The sequence below is a fragment of the Stackebrandtia nassauensis DSM 44728 genome (assembly GCF_000024545.1).
GTDB lineage: Bacteria > Actinomycetota > Actinomycetes > Mycobacteriales > Micromonosporaceae > Stackebrandtia > Stackebrandtia nassauensis.
Window position 1 is genome coordinate 1,942,241 of record NC_013947.1, and the last position, 15,820, is coordinate 1,958,060.

General features: G+C 68.7%; 14 protein-coding genes. 10 read left to right on the top strand and 4 right to left on the bottom strand.

Annotation, left to right across the window (positions count from 1 at the left end; translation table 11 throughout):
- The first annotated feature begins 13 nt into the window (after positions 1 to 13).
- Together SNAS_RS09140 and hpf are read left to right on the top strand one after the other, a co-directional pair.
- Positions 14 to 748, top strand: a complete 735-nt coding sequence (locus SNAS_RS09140) for a ComF family protein (RefSeq protein WP_013017119.1) — start codon at positions 14 to 16, stop codon at positions 746 to 748.
- A gap of 195 nt (positions 749 to 943) precedes the next feature.
- Positions 944 to 1,564, top strand: a complete 621-nt coding sequence (hpf, locus tag SNAS_RS09145) for a ribosome hibernation-promoting factor, HPF/YfiA family (RefSeq protein ID WP_013017120.1) — start codon at positions 944 to 946, stop codon at positions 1,562 to 1,564.
- 67 nt (positions 1,565 to 1,631) lie between these two features.
- Here the strand turns inward: hpf and SNAS_RS09150 are convergent, their stop codons facing one another.
- The 3 genes from SNAS_RS09150 to SNAS_RS09160 are packed head-to-tail and all read right to left on the bottom strand — an operon-like array spanning position 1,632 to position 4,657.
- The gene (locus tag SNAS_RS09150) at positions 1,632 to 2,375 is read right to left on the bottom strand and encodes a protein phosphatase 2C domain-containing protein (protein WP_013017121.1); all 744 of its coding nucleotides are present in this window, start codon (positions 2,373 to 2,375) and stop codon (positions 1,632 to 1,634) included.
- Entirely contained in the window at positions 2,376 to 3,509 is a 1,134-nt protein-coding gene (locus tag SNAS_RS09155; protein WP_013017122.1) for a GNAT family N-acetyltransferase, read from the bottom strand.
- Positions 3,506 to 4,657: a GNAT family N-acetyltransferase gene (locus SNAS_RS09160; protein WP_013017123.1), complete on the bottom strand. Its 1,152-nt coding sequence runs from the start codon at positions 4,655 to 4,657 to the stop codon at positions 3,506 to 3,508. The genes SNAS_RS09155 and SNAS_RS09160 overlap by 4 nt, the downstream gene beginning before the upstream one ends.
- A gap of 125 nt (positions 4,658 to 4,782) precedes the next feature.
- On the opposite strand from SNAS_RS09160, the gene secA reads away from it, so the two are divergent.
- From secA to SNAS_RS09175, 3 genes are all read left to right on the top strand, one after another.
- Positions 4,783 to 7,650, top strand: a complete 2,868-nt coding sequence (secA, locus tag SNAS_RS09165; protein ID WP_013017124.1) for a preprotein translocase subunit SecA — start codon at positions 4,783 to 4,785, stop codon at positions 7,648 to 7,650.
- Positions 7,651 to 7,768: 118 nt separating this feature from the next.
- Positions 7,769 to 8,251: an Rv3235 family protein gene (locus SNAS_RS09170; RefSeq protein ID WP_013017125.1), complete on the top strand. Its 483-nt coding sequence runs from the start codon at positions 7,769 to 7,771 to the stop codon at positions 8,249 to 8,251.
- A gap of 115 nt (positions 8,252 to 8,366) precedes the next feature.
- Positions 8,367 to 8,858 carry a DUF6912 family protein gene (locus SNAS_RS09175; RefSeq protein ID WP_013017126.1) on the top strand — a complete coding sequence of 164 codons (492 nt, stop codon included), beginning with the start codon at positions 8,367 to 8,369 and terminating at the stop codon, positions 8,856 to 8,858.
- A gap of 11 nt (positions 8,859 to 8,869) precedes the next feature.
- On the opposite strand, the gene SNAS_RS09180 is transcribed toward SNAS_RS09175, so the two are convergent.
- Positions 8,870 to 9,811 (bottom strand): hypothetical protein, encoded by a 942-nt coding sequence (locus SNAS_RS09180; protein ID WP_144300442.1) that lies wholly within the window; start codon positions 9,809 to 9,811, stop codon positions 8,870 to 8,872.
- A 105-nt stretch (positions 9,812 to 9,916) separates the two neighbouring features.
- On the opposite strand from SNAS_RS09180, the gene pruA reads away from it, so the two are divergent.
- The 5 genes from pruA to prfB all read left to right on the top strand — a co-directional run bounded on the left by pruA (position 9,917) and on the right by prfB (position 15,813).
- On the top strand, positions 9,917 to 11,545 hold the full coding sequence (gene pruA, locus SNAS_RS09185; protein ID WP_013017128.1) for an L-glutamate gamma-semialdehyde dehydrogenase: 1,629 nt from the start codon (positions 9,917 to 9,919) through the stop codon (positions 11,543 to 11,545).
- A gap of 88 nt (positions 11,546 to 11,633) precedes the next feature.
- The gene (locus SNAS_RS09190) at positions 11,634 to 12,428 is read left to right on the top strand and encodes a tryptophan 2,3-dioxygenase (RefSeq protein WP_013017129.1); all 795 of its coding nucleotides are present in this window, start codon (positions 11,634 to 11,636) and stop codon (positions 12,426 to 12,428) included.
- A gap of 96 nt (positions 12,429 to 12,524) precedes the next feature.
- Positions 12,525 to 13,877, top strand: coding sequence for a serine/threonine protein kinase (locus tag SNAS_RS09195; protein WP_013017130.1), 1,353 nt, complete (start codon positions 12,525 to 12,527; stop codon positions 13,875 to 13,877).
- A 150-nt stretch (positions 13,878 to 14,027) separates the two neighbouring features.
- Positions 14,028 to 14,537, top strand: coding sequence for a PadR family transcriptional regulator (locus SNAS_RS09200; RefSeq protein WP_041625838.1), 510 nt, complete (start codon positions 14,028 to 14,030; stop codon positions 14,535 to 14,537).
- Between the two features lie 145 nt (positions 14,538 to 14,682).
- A complete protein-coding gene (gene prfB / locus SNAS_RS09205; RefSeq protein WP_013017132.1) occupies positions 14,683 to 15,813 on the top strand; it encodes a peptide chain release factor 2 in 1,131 nt (376 codons plus the stop codon).
- The last annotated feature ends 7 nt before the right edge of the window (positions 15,814 to 15,820 follow it).

Here is a 15,820-nt window from a genome sequence, read left to right on the forward strand (position 1 = left end):
TTGACCTGGACCCATGCCGATTCACGCGACACCCGCTTTGGAGGCCCTGCACCGGTTGCGGGATCTGGTGGCGCCCCGGGACTGCGGCGGCTGCGGCGCGGTCGTGGTCCCGGGCCGGTCGCTGTGTCCCGGCTGCCTGCGACTGCTGGACTCGCTGGCGCCGGTCGCCGCCGAGCCCGGTTCCGGGGGACCGCCGGTGACCGCGGCGGGGGAGTACACCGGCGTGCTGCGGCGGTGCCTGCTGGCCTTCAAGGAACACCGGCGCCGGGACCTGGCCGTCCCGCTGTCGCGGCTGCTGGCCCGGGCATTGTCGGCCGTCGGCGCCGCCACCGCGCCGCTGTTGCTGGTTCCGGTACCGCCCACCCGGCGGGCGCTGCGGCACCGCGGCTTCGACCACGTGGGGCTGCTGGGACGCGAGCTGACCCGGCTGCTGCCCGACGTGCGGCTGGCCCGGGTGCTGGCCTGCCGATCCCGGCCCGATTCGGCGGACCTGGGCCGGGCCGAGCGGGCTCAGGTGGCACAGCGGTCACTGCGGGCACTCGCGACCCGGGTCCGGGCGCTGCGCGCGGTCACCGCCCGCCGACCCTCGGTCCGGGTGATCCTCATCGACGACATCGTCACGAGTGGGGCCACGCTCACAGCCGCCGAAACGGCGTTGCAGCGCAGCGGCGTACCAACCCGCGGCGCGGTGACCGTAGCGGCGACATCACGGCATTTCCCCAGAAAAACAGGGTCCTCCCCCCGATGACATTTGTGCCCGGAAGCGCTACTGTCTAGAGATCTCAGGAAGATTACGCGCAAGGCGCGATCGGGTGAAGGGAGAGAGTATTCTTCCCGTTATCCCGCCTCCGAGCAGGGTCGCGAACCGTCAGGCGGCACGCGGGAAGTCCGGTTCATGGAAACTCCAGGTTAGACACGTGGTGATCGTGTGGGAGGTATTGGCGTGGAAATCGTCGTTACGGGCCGAAATGTCGAGGTTCCGGATCATTACCGGCAACTCGTAGAGGACAAGCTTCGGAAGAAGGTCGACAAGTTCGATCACAAGGTGATTCGGATCGATGTCGAGCTACACCACGAGAAGAACCGGCGACAGCACGAGCAGTGCCAGCGGGTGGAGATCACCTGCCGTTCCCGGGGGCCGGTCATCCGTGCCGAGGCATGCAACAAGGACTTCACGGCCGCCTTCGAGGCCGCCGCGGCGAAGCTGGGTGAGCGGCTGCGCCGCTCGGCAGACCGGCGCCGGGTCCACCACGGTCGTCGCACCCCCGTCTCGGTGGGACAGGCCACCGCCATGATCGCCGGCAACGGAAACGGCAACAAGGCTCGCCCGGTCATCAGTGAGGACGTGGACCCCTACGAGGGTCTGGTCGAAGACCACCTTCCCGGACGGATCGTCCGCGAGAAGGAACACCGCGGTGAACCCATGACCGTCGACGACGCGCTGTTCCACATGGAACTCGTCGGACACGACTTCTACCTGTTCCACGACAAGGAGACGGGGCGTCCCAGCGTCGTGTACCGCCGCAAGGGCTTCGACTACGGCATCCTGCGACTGCAGATGTGACGTGAGTCGAGGCGTTGCCTCTAGTTCTTGGGCCCCAAGCGTTGACGCGCTTGGGGCCTTCGCCGTGTCAGGCCAGCCGGCACCACACCGCGGTGGCGTCGTCGAAGCGTTTGCCCCGCGACGCGGGCGCGGTCGCGTCGGCGGCGCGCACCTCGTTGAGCAGCGTCTGCGGGCCGGACTTCTCGGCGGTCACCAGCAGGTCCGGCCAGTCGCGGCCGTAGCGGTCGGCCAGCCGGGAGGCGCCGTCGGTCAACAGCAGTGCCCGGGTGACCTCGCCGCGCGGCAGGCTGCCGGTCAGCGCGTGCCCGGCCGCGCCCACGTCGGTGCTGGCCACCCAGAACCCCTCGGGGCTGTTGCGCAGCCGCGCCACCGCCTCGTAGGTGTAGCTGGGCAGGTGCTCGACCCGATCGTCGACAATGGCCTGAACCGTGTCGCCGGGTCCGCGCAGCACCAGTGGGGAGTCGCCCAGCACCAGGTAGTCGACCGTGTTGGGTCCCTCGCGCAGCACCGTGACGGTACTGGACGGCGAGTCCGGATTGGACAGATCGCAGGTGTCGCCGTGGTCGGCGCGGGTGCGTTCGATCGTCGCGGCCAGCAGCCGCGGCAGCGGCGTCTGGTCTTCGTGGGTCAACAGCGCCGCCAGGTGCCCCGACAGCCGGGCCACCAGCCACGGGACGTCGTGGACGCAGCCGCTGTCGCGGTCCTTCGGCGCGGTGGCTCCGTCCAGGACCGCCGCGAAACCCTGACCCGCGATGTAGGTGTCGTCGTTGGGGCTGCCGGGGGAGGCGAGCGTCGCCGCCGCGATCTCCATCTACAGCTCTTCCGGCAGCAGCGACCAGCAGACGTTGTCCACCCGGGTGCCGTTGATGCCCGGCAGCAGCGCCCGCTGCACACCCTCGCGGGTGAAACCGGCCCGCTCCAGCACCTTCTGCGAGGCCACGTTGTCGGCGGCCGTCCCGGCCATCACCCGCCGGGCACCCAGTTCCGCGATCGCCCAGGCGCTGGCCAGCCGTACCGCGCGGGTGGCGAAGCCCCGGCCCCGCACCTGGCGGCCCAGCGCGTAGCTGAGCATCACCTCACCGGGCGGGCCCATCTGGACGTGCACGCCGAAGTCACCGGCGTAGGCGTCGGTCTGCGCGTCCCTGATGGACATGAAGGCGTTCGCGCCGTGCAGCCACTGCTCGGCGGCGCCGAACTCGCAGATCTGTTCGGTGAAGCGGCGATCCGGCTCCACCGGCGGCACGCTGCGCCCCCACACCTCGGCGAGGCTGCGGTGCGCGAAGTGGTCCTCGACGTCCTCGGGGCCCAGCCGACGCAAGGTGACGACGCCGTCGGTCAGCCGCCCGTCGGGCAGGTCCGGGATCGCGCGCGCGACCGGACCCGGCGGATCGCCGGGAACCCGGGAGAACACCCACTTGTCGGCCTGCGTGCCCTCCCGGGTGGGGATGGCCTGCCGATGCTTCCCGTCCACAGTGAACCCGGCCTTGAACGCGGCCCGCTGACTGGCGACGTTGCCGACCATGATGTGCAGTTCGATGCGGGCGACGCCGTGCCGGAACAGGAACTCGGCCACCTCGGCGGTGGCCCGGGAGGCGATGTTGCGGCCCCGCGCCCACGGCGCCACCACGTAACCGATCTCGGCCGAGTTGAAGGCGGGCTGGATCCGCGGCACCCCGATCCCGCCGAGGACCCGGTCGGTCTTGGCGTCGGCGATCGCCCACTGTGCCCGCCCGGAGGTCCAGGCACCGGCGGCGACGTCGCGGATGTACTCCAGCGCGTCCTCGGTGGTGTAGGGATCCGGCAGCCGCAACAGGTACTTCCGCGCCAGCGGATCCCGGCCCGCCGCGGCGACGTCGTCGGCGTCCGACTCCCGGTACAGCCGCAGTCTCAGGTCGTCGAAGTCCCACTCGGTGACGGGGAACCTCTCGTCGGTCAGGTTGTTCACCGGTCTCCTCTCAGCAACGCTGCCACCCAGCTGTCCACGCGCTCGCCGCGTGCCAGCACGTCCGAACGCAGGGTTCCCTCCATGGTGAACCCGGCCTTCTCGGCGACCCGGCGCGAGGCCACGTTGCCGACGAAAGCCTTCCACTCGACGCGTTCCAGGTCGAGGGAATCGAAACCGAAGTCACACACCGCCCGCAGCGCCGCGGTCATATAGCCCCGGCCCCGCGACCAGGGCGCGCTCGAGAACCCCACCTCGCCGACCCGCTTGTCGGCCGAGTTCAGCCGCAGGTCGATCCCGCCGCAGAACCGGTCCTCGGCGTCGGCGAGCGCGAAGATGACCGCGATGCCCTGCCGCCAGCTCCCGGCACCGACCTGGTCCACGAAGTACTCGGCGTGCTGGCGCTCGTAAGGCTGCGGGACGGTCGTCCACCGCGCCGTCTCGGGATCCTGGCACGCCTCGACGATCAGCTCGATGTCGTCGGCGTGCAGCGGCCGCAACCGCAGCCCCTCCACCGCGGTGTCCAGACTCGGCTGGCCGCCGCAGAACAGCAGCGCCCGCTTGCGGTCGACGTCGTAGTCCGGCGGCGGGTCGTCCAGCTCCCGCAGTTCACCAGGCAGCAGCGAACCGATCCACTGGTCCACCCGGGTGCCGCGCTGGTCGGCCATGGCCCGGGCCACCCCCTCCAACTGGAACCCCAACCGGATCGCGATCAGCCGCGACAGGTGATTGCCGACGATCGCGTTCCACTCCAGCCGCCGCGCCGACAGCGTTGCGAACCCGAACCGCACCGCCGCGTGCACCGCCCGCAGCGCCACCTGCCGCCGCCGGGCCCACGGCGCGGTGTGGAACACGACCTCCCAGGTCTGGCGCGGGTGCCGCCGCAGCGCCACCGTGCCCAGAACCTTCGACCCGTCGGCGTCGCAGATCAGCCACCGCGGCGAATCACGGTTCCAGTCACGCCTCGCGATCTCCAGGAAGGTCTTCGCGTGCGCCTCGGTGAACGGCTTGGGCACCAGCGACCACTGGGACGTCTGGGGATCGTTGAACAATTCCGCCACGGCCGTCACATCGGCCGGGCCCGGCGGTCGCAGCAGCAGCGGCGGCAGGTTGTCGCCCTGGCCCTCGATCGCTATATTCACAGGTTCCATCGCCACAGCATGCCGCAGTGCCACGATGCGTCCAAGAGAATTTCCAACGCCGCCTCCGACCGGGCGGCGCGACGCCCGGCACGTACGATGGGACGCCAGGACGTCCCACTAGGAGCACAATTACCGTGTCAATGTTCGAGAAGCTGCTTCGTGCCGGAGAAGGTCGCGAGCTCAAAAGGTTGAAGGCCATCACCAAGGAAGTCAATCGCCTTGATGACGAGTACTCCGAGTACACCGATGCCGAACTGCGCGAGGAGACCGACGAGCTCAAGCAGCGATACGCGAACGGGGAGAGCCTCGACGAACTGCTGCCCTCGGCCTTCGCGACGGTGCGCGAGGCCGCCCACCGGGTGCGCGGCATGCGGCACTTCGACGTCCAGATCATGGGTGGGGCCGCCCTGCACCGCGGCAACATCGCCGAGATGAAGACCGGTGAGGGCAAGACCCTGGTGGCCACGCTGCCGGCGTACCTCAACGCGCTCACCGGCCAGGGCGTCCACATTGTCACGACCAACGACTACCTGGCACAGCGCGACGCCGAGTGGATGGGGGAGATCCACCGGTTCCTGGGCCTGTCGGTGGGCGTGGTGCTGTCCGGCCAGAACTCGGCCAAGCACCGCGAAGCCTACGAATGCGACATCACCTACGGGACCAACAACGAGTTCGGCTTCGACTACCTGCGCGACAACATGGCCCGGACCAGGGACGGCCGGGTGCAGCGCGGACACTTCTTCGCCATCGTCGACGAGGTCGACTCGATCCTCATCGACGAGGCCCGGACCCCGCTGATCATCTCCGGCCCCGCCGCGCAGTCGCAGCGCTGGTACGGGCAGTTCGCGAAGCTGGCCGCCCGGATGCGCCGCGACGACCACTACGAAGTGGACGAAGCCAAGAACACCATCTCGGTCACCGAGAAGGGCGTCGCGCTGGTCGAGGACCAGCTGGGAGTCGAGAACCTCTACGAGCCGGAGAACACCCCGCTCGTGGGTTACCTCAACAACTCCATCAAGTCCAAGGAACTGTTCAAGAAGGACAAGGACTACATCGTCTCCGACGACGGCGAGGTCCTCATCGTCGACCAGTTCACCGGCCGCGTCCTGCACGGTCGCCGCTACAACGAGGGCATGCACCAGGCCATCGAGGCCAAAGAGGGCGTGGCGATCAAGCAGGAGAACCAGACGCTGGCGACCACGACGCTGCAGAACTACTTCCGGCAGTACGACAAGCTGGCCGGTATGACCGGTACCGCCCACACCGAGGCGGGCGAGTTCCACAAGGTGTACGGCGTGGACGTCGTGGCCATCCCGACCCACCGCGAGATGGTCCGCAGCGACGAGAACGACGTCATCTACAAGACCGAGGAAGCCAAGTTCCAGGCCGTCGTCGACGACATCGTGGAGCGTCACGAGACCGGCCAGCCGGTGCTGGTGGGTACCGTCAGCGTCGACAACAGCGAACTGCTGGCGCGGGAACTGAAGAAGCGCGGTGTGGAGCACTCGGTGCTCAACGCGAAGTTCCACGCCAAGGAGGCCGAGATCATCGCCCAGGCCGGGCGCAAGGGCGCGGTCACCGTGTCCACCAACATGGCCGGCCGAGGCACCGACATCCTGCTGGGCGGCAACCCCGAGTACCTGGCCACCGCCGAGCTGCGTCGTCGCGGCATCGACGAGGCCGACGAGGAGAAGTACGCCAAGGAGTGGGACAAGGCCCTCGAGAAGTGGGAAGCCGCCTGCGAGGAGGAGGGCGACGAGGTCCGCGACGCCGGTGGCCTCTACGTCCTGGGCACCGAACGCCACGAGTCGCGCCGTATCGACAACCAGCTGCGTGGTCGTGCCGGACGTCAGGGCGACCCGGGCGAGTCCCGGTTCTACCTGTCGCTGCGCGACGACCTGATGCGCAAGTTCAACGCGGCCGCCGTCGAGGCGCTCATGAACTCGCTGAAGATGCCCGAGAACATGCCCATCGAACACAAGATGGTCACCCGCATGATCCGCAGCGCCCAGGCCCAGATCGAGGGCCAGAACGCCGAGGCGCGCAAGAACGTCCTGGAGTACGACGAGGTCCTCAACAACCAGCGTGAGGTCATCTACGGCGAGCGCCGCAAGGTGCTCGACGGCCAGGACGTCAGCCAGCAGATCAAGCACATGATGGACGACGTCATCGTCGCCTACGTCAACGGCGCCACCGAGGACGGCTACACCGAGGACTGGGACCTGGACGAACTGTGGAGCGGCTTCAAGCAGCTCTACCCGATCGGCATCACGGTCGCCGAACTCGAGGACTCGGTGGGCGGCCGCGAGAAGCTGGAGCCCGCGTCCATCGCTGAGGCCGTCCAGGACGACATCCACAAGGCCTACGAGACCCGCGAGGAGGAACTCGGCGGCCCGGAGATCATGCGCAACCTGGAACGCGACGTCCTGCTCCAGGTCATCGACACCAAGTGGCGCGAGCACCTGTACGAGATGGACTACCTGAAGGAAGGTATCCGGCTGCGGGCCTACGCGCAGCGCGACCCGGTCGTGGAGTACAAGCGCGAGGGTTTCGACATGTTCAACGTGATGCTCGACGGCATCAAGGAGGACACCGTCCGGTACCTGTTCAGCCTTTCGGTGCAGGTCAAGGAATCCGAGGAAGCCGAAGCCGCTCCGGAACCGGCGGCGCGACCGGGTAGGCGCAAGCCCAAGCCGCGTCCCAGCTCCTCGGCGATGACCACCGTCACCGCCCGAGGCGGCCTGGCGGGAGCCGCCGAACCCGAGGAACAGCTGCAGTACAGCGCTCCGAGTGTCGACGGCGACCCCAGCGACGACGAGGCCCCGTCGGCGCTGCGCAAGGGCGGCCGCAAGGCGGGTCCCTCGTCGAAGGCGGCCAGCGGCGCCAAGCAGGCCAACCCGAACCAGCGCGTCGGCTCGACGCCCGGCCGCAACGAGGACTGCCCCTGCGGCTCCGGCAAGAAGTACAAGCGCTGCCACGGCGCTCCCGGAGCCAAGAACTAGCGAGCACATCGTCCGGCCGCCCGGCCCACACCCGTCCGCGGGGTGGCCGGGCGGCCGTTCGCCGTCCCCGCCCTTGACACGGCGCTCCACACTGTCGTGTGACGACAGGGGGAGTCACATGACCGAACGCCAAACCGATGACCAGACTGGACGGCTGAGCTCCAAGCTGCGGCTGATACCGCTCACGTCCGTCATGCCGATACTCGCGGCGCGCCCACCGGCACGACCCACCGAACTCCAGCGACGAGCGCCCGAACCCACGGTGTCCGCTCGCGACCTGCGCCGCGCCGCCGAGAGCCTGGTGGAACTGTGCGCTCAAGTCCTCAGAGGACGGCACCCGCTCTCGGCGATCCGCCGGGTGGCCGACCCGCGAGCCTTCGCCCAGTTCACAACCCTGTTCCGCCGCACCCGCCCGCTCCGCCCCAACGCGGAGCCGGTCTCACTACGCCTGAGCCACACCGCCACCGACCCCTCGGGAGCCCTCACGATGGTGGCCCTGATGCGAGCGGGCGACCGAGTGCGAGCGGTCTCGCTGTGCGCCCGCCCCCGCTCCCCGCGAGGCTGGCAACTGACCCTGTGCCAACTGATCGAGAACCGCTGACCGGCCAGTCCGACGGCGGCGGCCGCGCTGTCCCGCGCCGCTGTGATCCGCCGTCGGCGTGCCCGGGTTGAGCGGCAGCCGACGGCGGGTGGGGCGTTGGGGCGATACTGAACCAATGACACGGATCTACCTGCCCGCCACCATCGCGGTGTTGCGCGAGCTGCGGGACGCCGGCAAGTACCGCGCCGAGCGGGCGCACGCGGTCACTCCCGGGCTGCGCGAGTGGTACACCGAGGGCGACCTGGAGGACCTCGAGTACGTGGCCTTCACCCGCGCCGCCCAGGATTCGCTGTGGCTGCTGCGGGCCGACACCGCCGCTCCCCGGCGGCGCGCGGTCGTGTCCGCCGATGTCGCCGACACCGAGGTGTCGACGACGGGTGGCGAGTTGGGCGCCAGCGATGTGTCGCTGCTGGCGCCCGTGTCGCTGTCGGCCGTGGCCGCGATCCACGTCGACGGGGCCGAGGCCGAAACCGACGTCACCGTCGCCGTGGGCGCGCTGTCGGCCGCCAGCGACGGGGACGCCGACCTGCAGTTCATCGTCGAGTCGGTCGAGGACCACGAGCTGGAGTGGTACGACCCCACCGAGCTGGACCAGCTGCTCGGCTGAGTCGTTCGTGGCTAGCGCTTGGCCTTGGACTTCGTGTTGGTCGCCTTGGTCTGCGACGGGACGCTGGCCTTGCCCCCGCGTCCGGTCTTCTTGTTGCCGCCCTTGGACATGAGCGTGCCGAAGGCCAGCACCGCGGTGGTGCCCCCGGTGAACAGGGCCGCGAGGCTGCCGTTGAGCTGCGCCTCCAGGATCAGCTCCATGCCGAGGTTGCTGATCGGGTCGGGCTCGATGCCCTTGGCCACCAGCAGACCCGCCGCGACCCGGGTCGCGACCTCGCTGACGAGCCACAGGGCACCCGGAGCCGCGCCCGCGGCCAGGTAACCGGACAAAGTGGTCCGTGGCGCCCGCAGTCGCAGCACCAGCACCGCGGCGATGCCCACGAGCATGCCCAGCGCGACGCCGAAGGCGATGCCGACCCACTGGTAGGAACCGGGCGTCATCATCGAGTTGATCTCGGCGGCGAACCAGCCGCGCGCGAACATGACGACGAGGACGACGACGGTGCCGCACAGGCCCGCGAACACCGCGTCGGTGTTGCGGGGCGCGGCCAGGCAGCCGCCGACGATGGCGGCGATACCGGTGACCCCGGCGACGATGGTCGCCACGGCCGGGGTGCCGCTGAAGGTGTAGTAGGCGAGGCCCGCCGCGGCCACGCCGACGAGGACGCCGGCGGCGGCGCCGGTGACCAGTCGGGGCAGCCGGGTTAGGAAACCCAGCCGGGAGATCCGGGCCAGGTGCCCGGCGCAGGTCCCGCCGAACACCGCACCCATGACAGCCCCCGACATGGAGGTGATCAGGGTCGCGATGGCGCGGGAGTCGGCTTTGACGACCTCGGCGACCAGGACTCGCAGACTGAGGAAGGACACGATGAGCCAGGCGGCGGCGATCGCCAGCAGTACGAGGCTCACGATTCCGGCCGGTCGTGAGCGCCGGTCGGTTGTAGTGGCATTCACGCGGGTCAGCGTACGGGGTGTCACCTTCCCCGCGTCCGTGGCATGCGCACCTTTTCGACGTGACAGCATGACTGTCGAGACTGCCTACAGGTAAAGGAGCTTGAGATGGACGCCCTGCTGACGGTGCCACAACCCGGCAACGAACCAGTTCGCCAGTACGCGCCGGACACCGCCGAACGCGCCAGCCTGACCGCCAAGGTCGCCGAGCTGGCGGGCATCCAGCACGAACTGCCCATGACCATCGGCGGCGCGACCCACAGCGGCGCCGGTGAGGAACTCAAGGTCGTGCAGCCACACAAGCACGCGCACGTCCTGGGTGTCACCCGCAACGCGTCCAAGGCCGACGCCCGCGCCGCGATCACCGCCGCGAAGGAGGCTGCCCCCGCCTGGCGCGCCATGTCCTATCACGAGCGTGCCGCGATCTTCCTGCGCGTCGCCGACCTGCTGGCGGGGCCGTGGCGCGACACGATCAACGCCGCCACCATGCTCGGCCAGTCCAAGACGGTGATCCAGGCCGAGATCGACGCCGCCTGCGAGCTCATCGACTTCCTGCGTTTCAACGTCCACTTCGGCGAGCAGCTGCTGGGTCAGCAGCCGAACTCGGCGGCCGGGATGTGGAACACCGCCGACCACCGGCCGCTGGAGGGTTTCGTCACCGCCATCACCCCGTTCAACTTCACCGCGATCGCGGGCAACCTGCCCACCGCGCCCGCGCTGATGGGCAACACCGTGGTGTGGAAGCCGACCGTCACCCAGCAGCTGTCGGCGCACTACCTGATGAAGCTGTTCGAGGCCGCCGGTCTGCCCGACGGCGTCATCAACATGGTCACCGGCGACGGCACCGCGGTGTCGGCCGAGGCGCTGACCGACCCGGACTTCGCGGGCCTGCACTTCACCGGCTCCACCCCGACGTTCCAGCTGCTGTGGCGCACCATCGGCGAGAACATCGCCAACTACCGCTCCTACCCGCGCATCGTCGGTGAGACCGGCGGCAAGGACTTCATCATCGCCCACCCCAGCGCCCAGGCTGACGCGCTGGTGACGGCGATGGTGCGCGGCGCCTACGAGTACCAGGGCCAGAAGTGCTCGGCCGCCTCGCGCGCCTACGTGCCCGCGTCACTGTGGAACAACGGCGTGCGCGACGACCTGGTCGCCACCACCGAGACGATCACGTACGGCGACGTCGCCGACCTGTCGAACTTCGGCGGCGCCGTCATCGACCGTCGCGCCTTCGACAAGCACGCGGCGCTGTTCGAGCGGGTCGCCAAGGACGACTCCTGCAAGATCCTCACCGGCGGCACCGTCGACGACAGCGTCGGCTTCTTCGTGGCCCCGACGGTCATCGAGTGCTCCGACCCGGAGCACGAGCTGTTCAACACCGAGTACTTCGGACCGATCCTGGCGGTGCACGTCTACGACGACGCCGACTTCGACGCGGTCGTCGCGCAGGCCGCCGACGCGTCCCCGTACGCGCTGACCGGCGCCGTGTGGGCCACCGACCGGGCCGCCGTCAACCGGGCGTCGGAGACGCTGCGGTTCTCGGCGGGCAACTTCTACATCAACGACAAGCCCACCGGTTCGGTGGTCAGCCAGCAGCCCTTCGGCGGCGCCCGCGGTTCGGGCACCAACGACAAGGCCGGTTCCTGGCAGAACCTGGTGCGCTGGATCTCGCCGCGCATCATCAAGGAGACCTTCGTGCCGCCGACCGACCACCGTTACCCGCACATGGGCTGACGACTGTCGTGGGGTGGTCCCGAGCCGATCGGGATCACCCCATGTCGCGTCCTTTACGACCGTCACACAAACGCGGTACGTTGACGGGGTGGCTAACGATCTTGATCCGCGCTTCGGCGAGCAGGGCGGCAAACTCACCTACGGTTCGTACCTGCGCATCCCCGAACTGCTGGCGCAGCAACATCCCGCCTCTAACCCCGAGGCCCACGACGAGCTGCTGTTCATCACCATCCACCAGGTCTACGAGCTGTGGTTCAAGCTGCTCCTGCACGAGCTGGACGACGCCCGCGACCGGATGCTCGACGGCGAGAGCTACCGCCCCCGGGTGCGGCTGGACCGCTGCCACACCATCCTGAAGGTCCTCATCGAACAGGTCGACGTCATCGACACGATGACCCCGCAGGACTTCCTCGAGTTCCGCAACCGGCTGGCCCCCGCCTCGGGCTTCCAGTCGGTGCAGTTCCGGGAACTGGAATTCCTGTCCGGACTCAAGGACCCCGGATATCTGGAGCGCTTCCGCGGCCTGTCGGAGGACGAGAGCCAGCGACTGCGCCGCCGCCTGACCGAACCGAGCCTGTGGGACGGCTACCTGGCCGCCGTCCGCCACGCCGGTTTCGCCACCGAGACCCGCGACGAACGCGTCGCGGCGCTGCGCGAGATCGCCGCCGACCGGCAGTCCTACGGGCAGCTGTGGGACCTTGCCGAGAGCCTCGTCGACCACGACCAGGCGCTGAGCCTGTGGCGCGCCCGCCACGTCCTGATGGCCGAGCGCCAGATCGGCACCAAACCCGGCACCGGCGGCAGCGCGGGCGGCACCTATCTGAGGTCCCGTGTGGAGCTCCGCTGCTTCCCCGAACTCTGGGAACTGCGCAGCTTGATGTAGGGGTCTCCCGGTTTCGTGCCAAGGCCGGTGCGATGGCTTGGTGGCCCTGGGTGGCTTCCATAGGGTTGTTCCCAGAACCTTCATTGGGAGCCCACCATGAACCAAGTACTCGCCGACCGCTATCGGATCGACACCGAGCTGGCGCGCGGAGCCGCCGGTGTCGTCCACCGCGCCCACGACCGGATCACCGGTGAGGACGTCGCGATCAAGATCCTGCACGCCGACGCCGCCTCCGAGCCCGCCGTGGCGACGGCCTTTTTGGACGAAGCCGAGGTGCTGACCGAACTCAACCACCCCGGCATCGTGCGTCCCCGTGACCTCATCGTCAACGGAACCCTGATGGCCCTGGTGATGGACCTGGTGGACGGTGTGGACCTGCGGCGCGTGGTCATCGACGGCGGCCCGCTGCCGTCCCGGCGCGCGGCCGTGGTGGTCTCCGAGGTCGCCGAGGCGCTGGCCGCCGTGCACGCCAAGGGAATCATCCACGGCGACGTCAAGCCCGGCAACATCCTGATCCCCTCCGACGGCGGCTCGGTGCGGCTGGTCGACTTCGGTGTCGCCCGGCGGATCGCCTCCCCCGACGCCCCGACCCACGCCACCCCCGACTACACCGCCCCCGAGATCGTCGACGGCGGCCACTCCACCGACAAGTCCGATGTGTATGGGCTGGGTCTGGTTCTGTACGAGGCACTGTGCGGCGTCAGCCCCTACCGGGGCGGCAGCATCGACGACGTGCTGGACCGGCACCGCGCCATGATCCCGCTGCGCCCTGAAACAGTCGTGGCGGAACTGTGGAGCATCATCGAGTCGTGCCTGGCGCTGGACCCCGCCGATCGCCCTGGGGCGCAAGCGATCCCGTCCATGCTGCGGGCCACGATGCCGCTGCTGTCCGACGAGGCCGCCGACGCGGTCACACCCCGGCTGGCCCCGCGTCCGCCGGTGACCCCGCCGGAGCCGATGCCGTTCCTCGCGCCCACGCCGGTCACCCCCGCCGCCGGTGACGCGCCACCGACCAGTGTGGTCCCCGCATCCCCGGTAGCCATTCTCGGCGAGTCTTCAGAAACCAAGGGCCGCAACAAATCCAAGCTCCTCATCGCCGCCGCTGCCGGTATCGTGGTCATTGCCGCCGCCGGAGTGCTGGGCTTCGCATGGCTAGCTGGCGCAACGGTTGACGACTCCAAGCCCTACGAGCCGCAGGCCGACGAACAGACCTCCGAGGATCCCGACTCCAAGGACACCAAGGACAAGAAGAACAATGACGACTCCACTCCTTCGGAAGAGCCGTCATCCACTGACGAGCCAAGCTCCTCTCCCACTGGGGAATCAGGCGGAGAAAATGGTACCGGTGGGGACAGTGGGGAAGAAAATGGCAACGGAGGGTCCGAAGGAGACTTTCCCGGGGAAGGTCCAATTGGTTCAACTTTTCCTGACAAACCTGGTGGTAGGTGACCGTTTTAGGGCCGAATGGTTCTTAGAGAGGAAAGCATTTCGACTCCGCTAATTCGAACGTTCTTCTGAGACTGTGGTCTGTGGAGCGAATTGGAACACAATAGAGCCCCCCGACTTGCGTCCTAAATCAATGCATGGCATCCTGTGTACATGGCAGGAAAAGAACTGAACGCAACCGCAGCCGCCCTTCTGGGCCTGCTGCACGAAGGATCGATGACAGGCGGACAGCTGATGTCCGAGGCGACCAGGCGGCTCGGACCGTTCTGGACGATGACCCGCAGCCAGGTGTACCGGGAACTCCCGGCACTGGCCGAAGTGGGCTACGTCCGGGTCGGTAAGCCGGGCCCGCGCGCGAGCGTCCCGTACACCATCAGCGCGTCCGGAAAGCGCGCCTTCGCGAAGTGGATCAATGAGGAGAGCGGCATCGGCCAGCTGCGCGACCCCGTCGCGCTGCGCACCGCGTTCGCCCACCACATGACCCCGTCGGCGCTGTCCGATATGTACAAGGACGCCATCGAGTACCACAACGAGGCGCTCAACGACGTCAAGAACCGTGCCAAGGACCTGGCCGCCGACGACGCCGGTGCCGCCACGGCGATGGACTTCGCCATCGGCTACCACAAGGCCGCCATCACCTGGCTGAAGTCGCGCCAGAAGTAAGACCAGCACCGCGGCACCCAAGTGCTGCGACACAACGTCCATCGGGCGCAGCGGGCAGGCCGCTGCGCCCTTCTTCGTGTCCGCGCGACCCCCAAGATCGAGACCGTGTCATTCGCGCCGAGCCGCGCGCGTAAGCTGGAGTGTCGTGACCGGTAACGACTTCTCGGCTGAACTACGCAGCCTCAACTCGACTCTTGAGTCCGTGACCGCGGTGCTGGACCTCGACGCCCTGAGCGTCGAGAAATCCGAGCTCGAGGCCGCCGCCGCCTCCCCGGACCTGTGGGACGACACCACCCACGCCCAGAAGGTCACCTCCCGACTGTCCTATGTCCAAAGCGAGCTAAATCGGATCGAGGACTTGCGCCGTCGCCTCGACGACGCCGAGGTGCTGTGGGACCTGGCCCAGTCCGAGGAGGACCCCGCCGCCGTCGAGGAGGCCAGCAAGGAGCTGGCGGCGCTCAGCAAGGCCATAGAGGAGCTGGAGGTCCGCACGCTGCTGTCGGGGGAGTACGACTCCCGCGAGGCGCTGATCTCGATCCGCTCGGGCGCCGGCGGTGCCGACTCGGCCGACTTCGCCGAACAGCTGATGCGGATGTACCTGCGCTGGGCGGAGCGGCACGGCTATCCCACCGAGGTCTACGACGTGTCCTATGCCGAGGAGGCGGGCATCAAGTCGGCCACCTTCGCCGTCAAGGCGCCCTACGCGTACGGCACGCTGTCGGTCGAGCAGGGCACCCATCGCGTCGTGCGGATCAGCAAGTACGACAACCAGGGCCGCCGCCAGACCGCCTTCGCGGCGGTGGAGGTGGTGCCGGTGGTGGAGCAGACCGACGACATCGACATCCCCGACGACGAGATCCGCGTGGACGTGTACCGCTCCTCGGGGCCGGGCGGCCAGGGCGTCAACACCACCGACTCGGCGGTGCGCATCACGCACCTGGAGACCGGCATCGTCGTGTCCTGTCAGAACGAGCGCAGTCAGCTGCAGAACCGGGCCACCGCCATGGCGGTGCTGAAGGCGAAGCTGCTGGCGCGGCGGCGCGAGGAGGAGAACGCCAAGATCGACGAACTGCGCGGCTCGGTGCAGGCGTCGTGGGGCGAGCAGATGCGCAGTTACGTCCAGCACCCGTACCAGATGGTCAAGGACCTTCGCACCGGCTGGGAGACGGCCAACGTGATGGCCGTGTACGACGGTGAGATCGACGGACTGATCGAGGCCGGGATCCGGTGGCGGAAACAGCAGGAGAACCAGAAGGCCACCGAGAGTCAGAAATAGCCCGCGT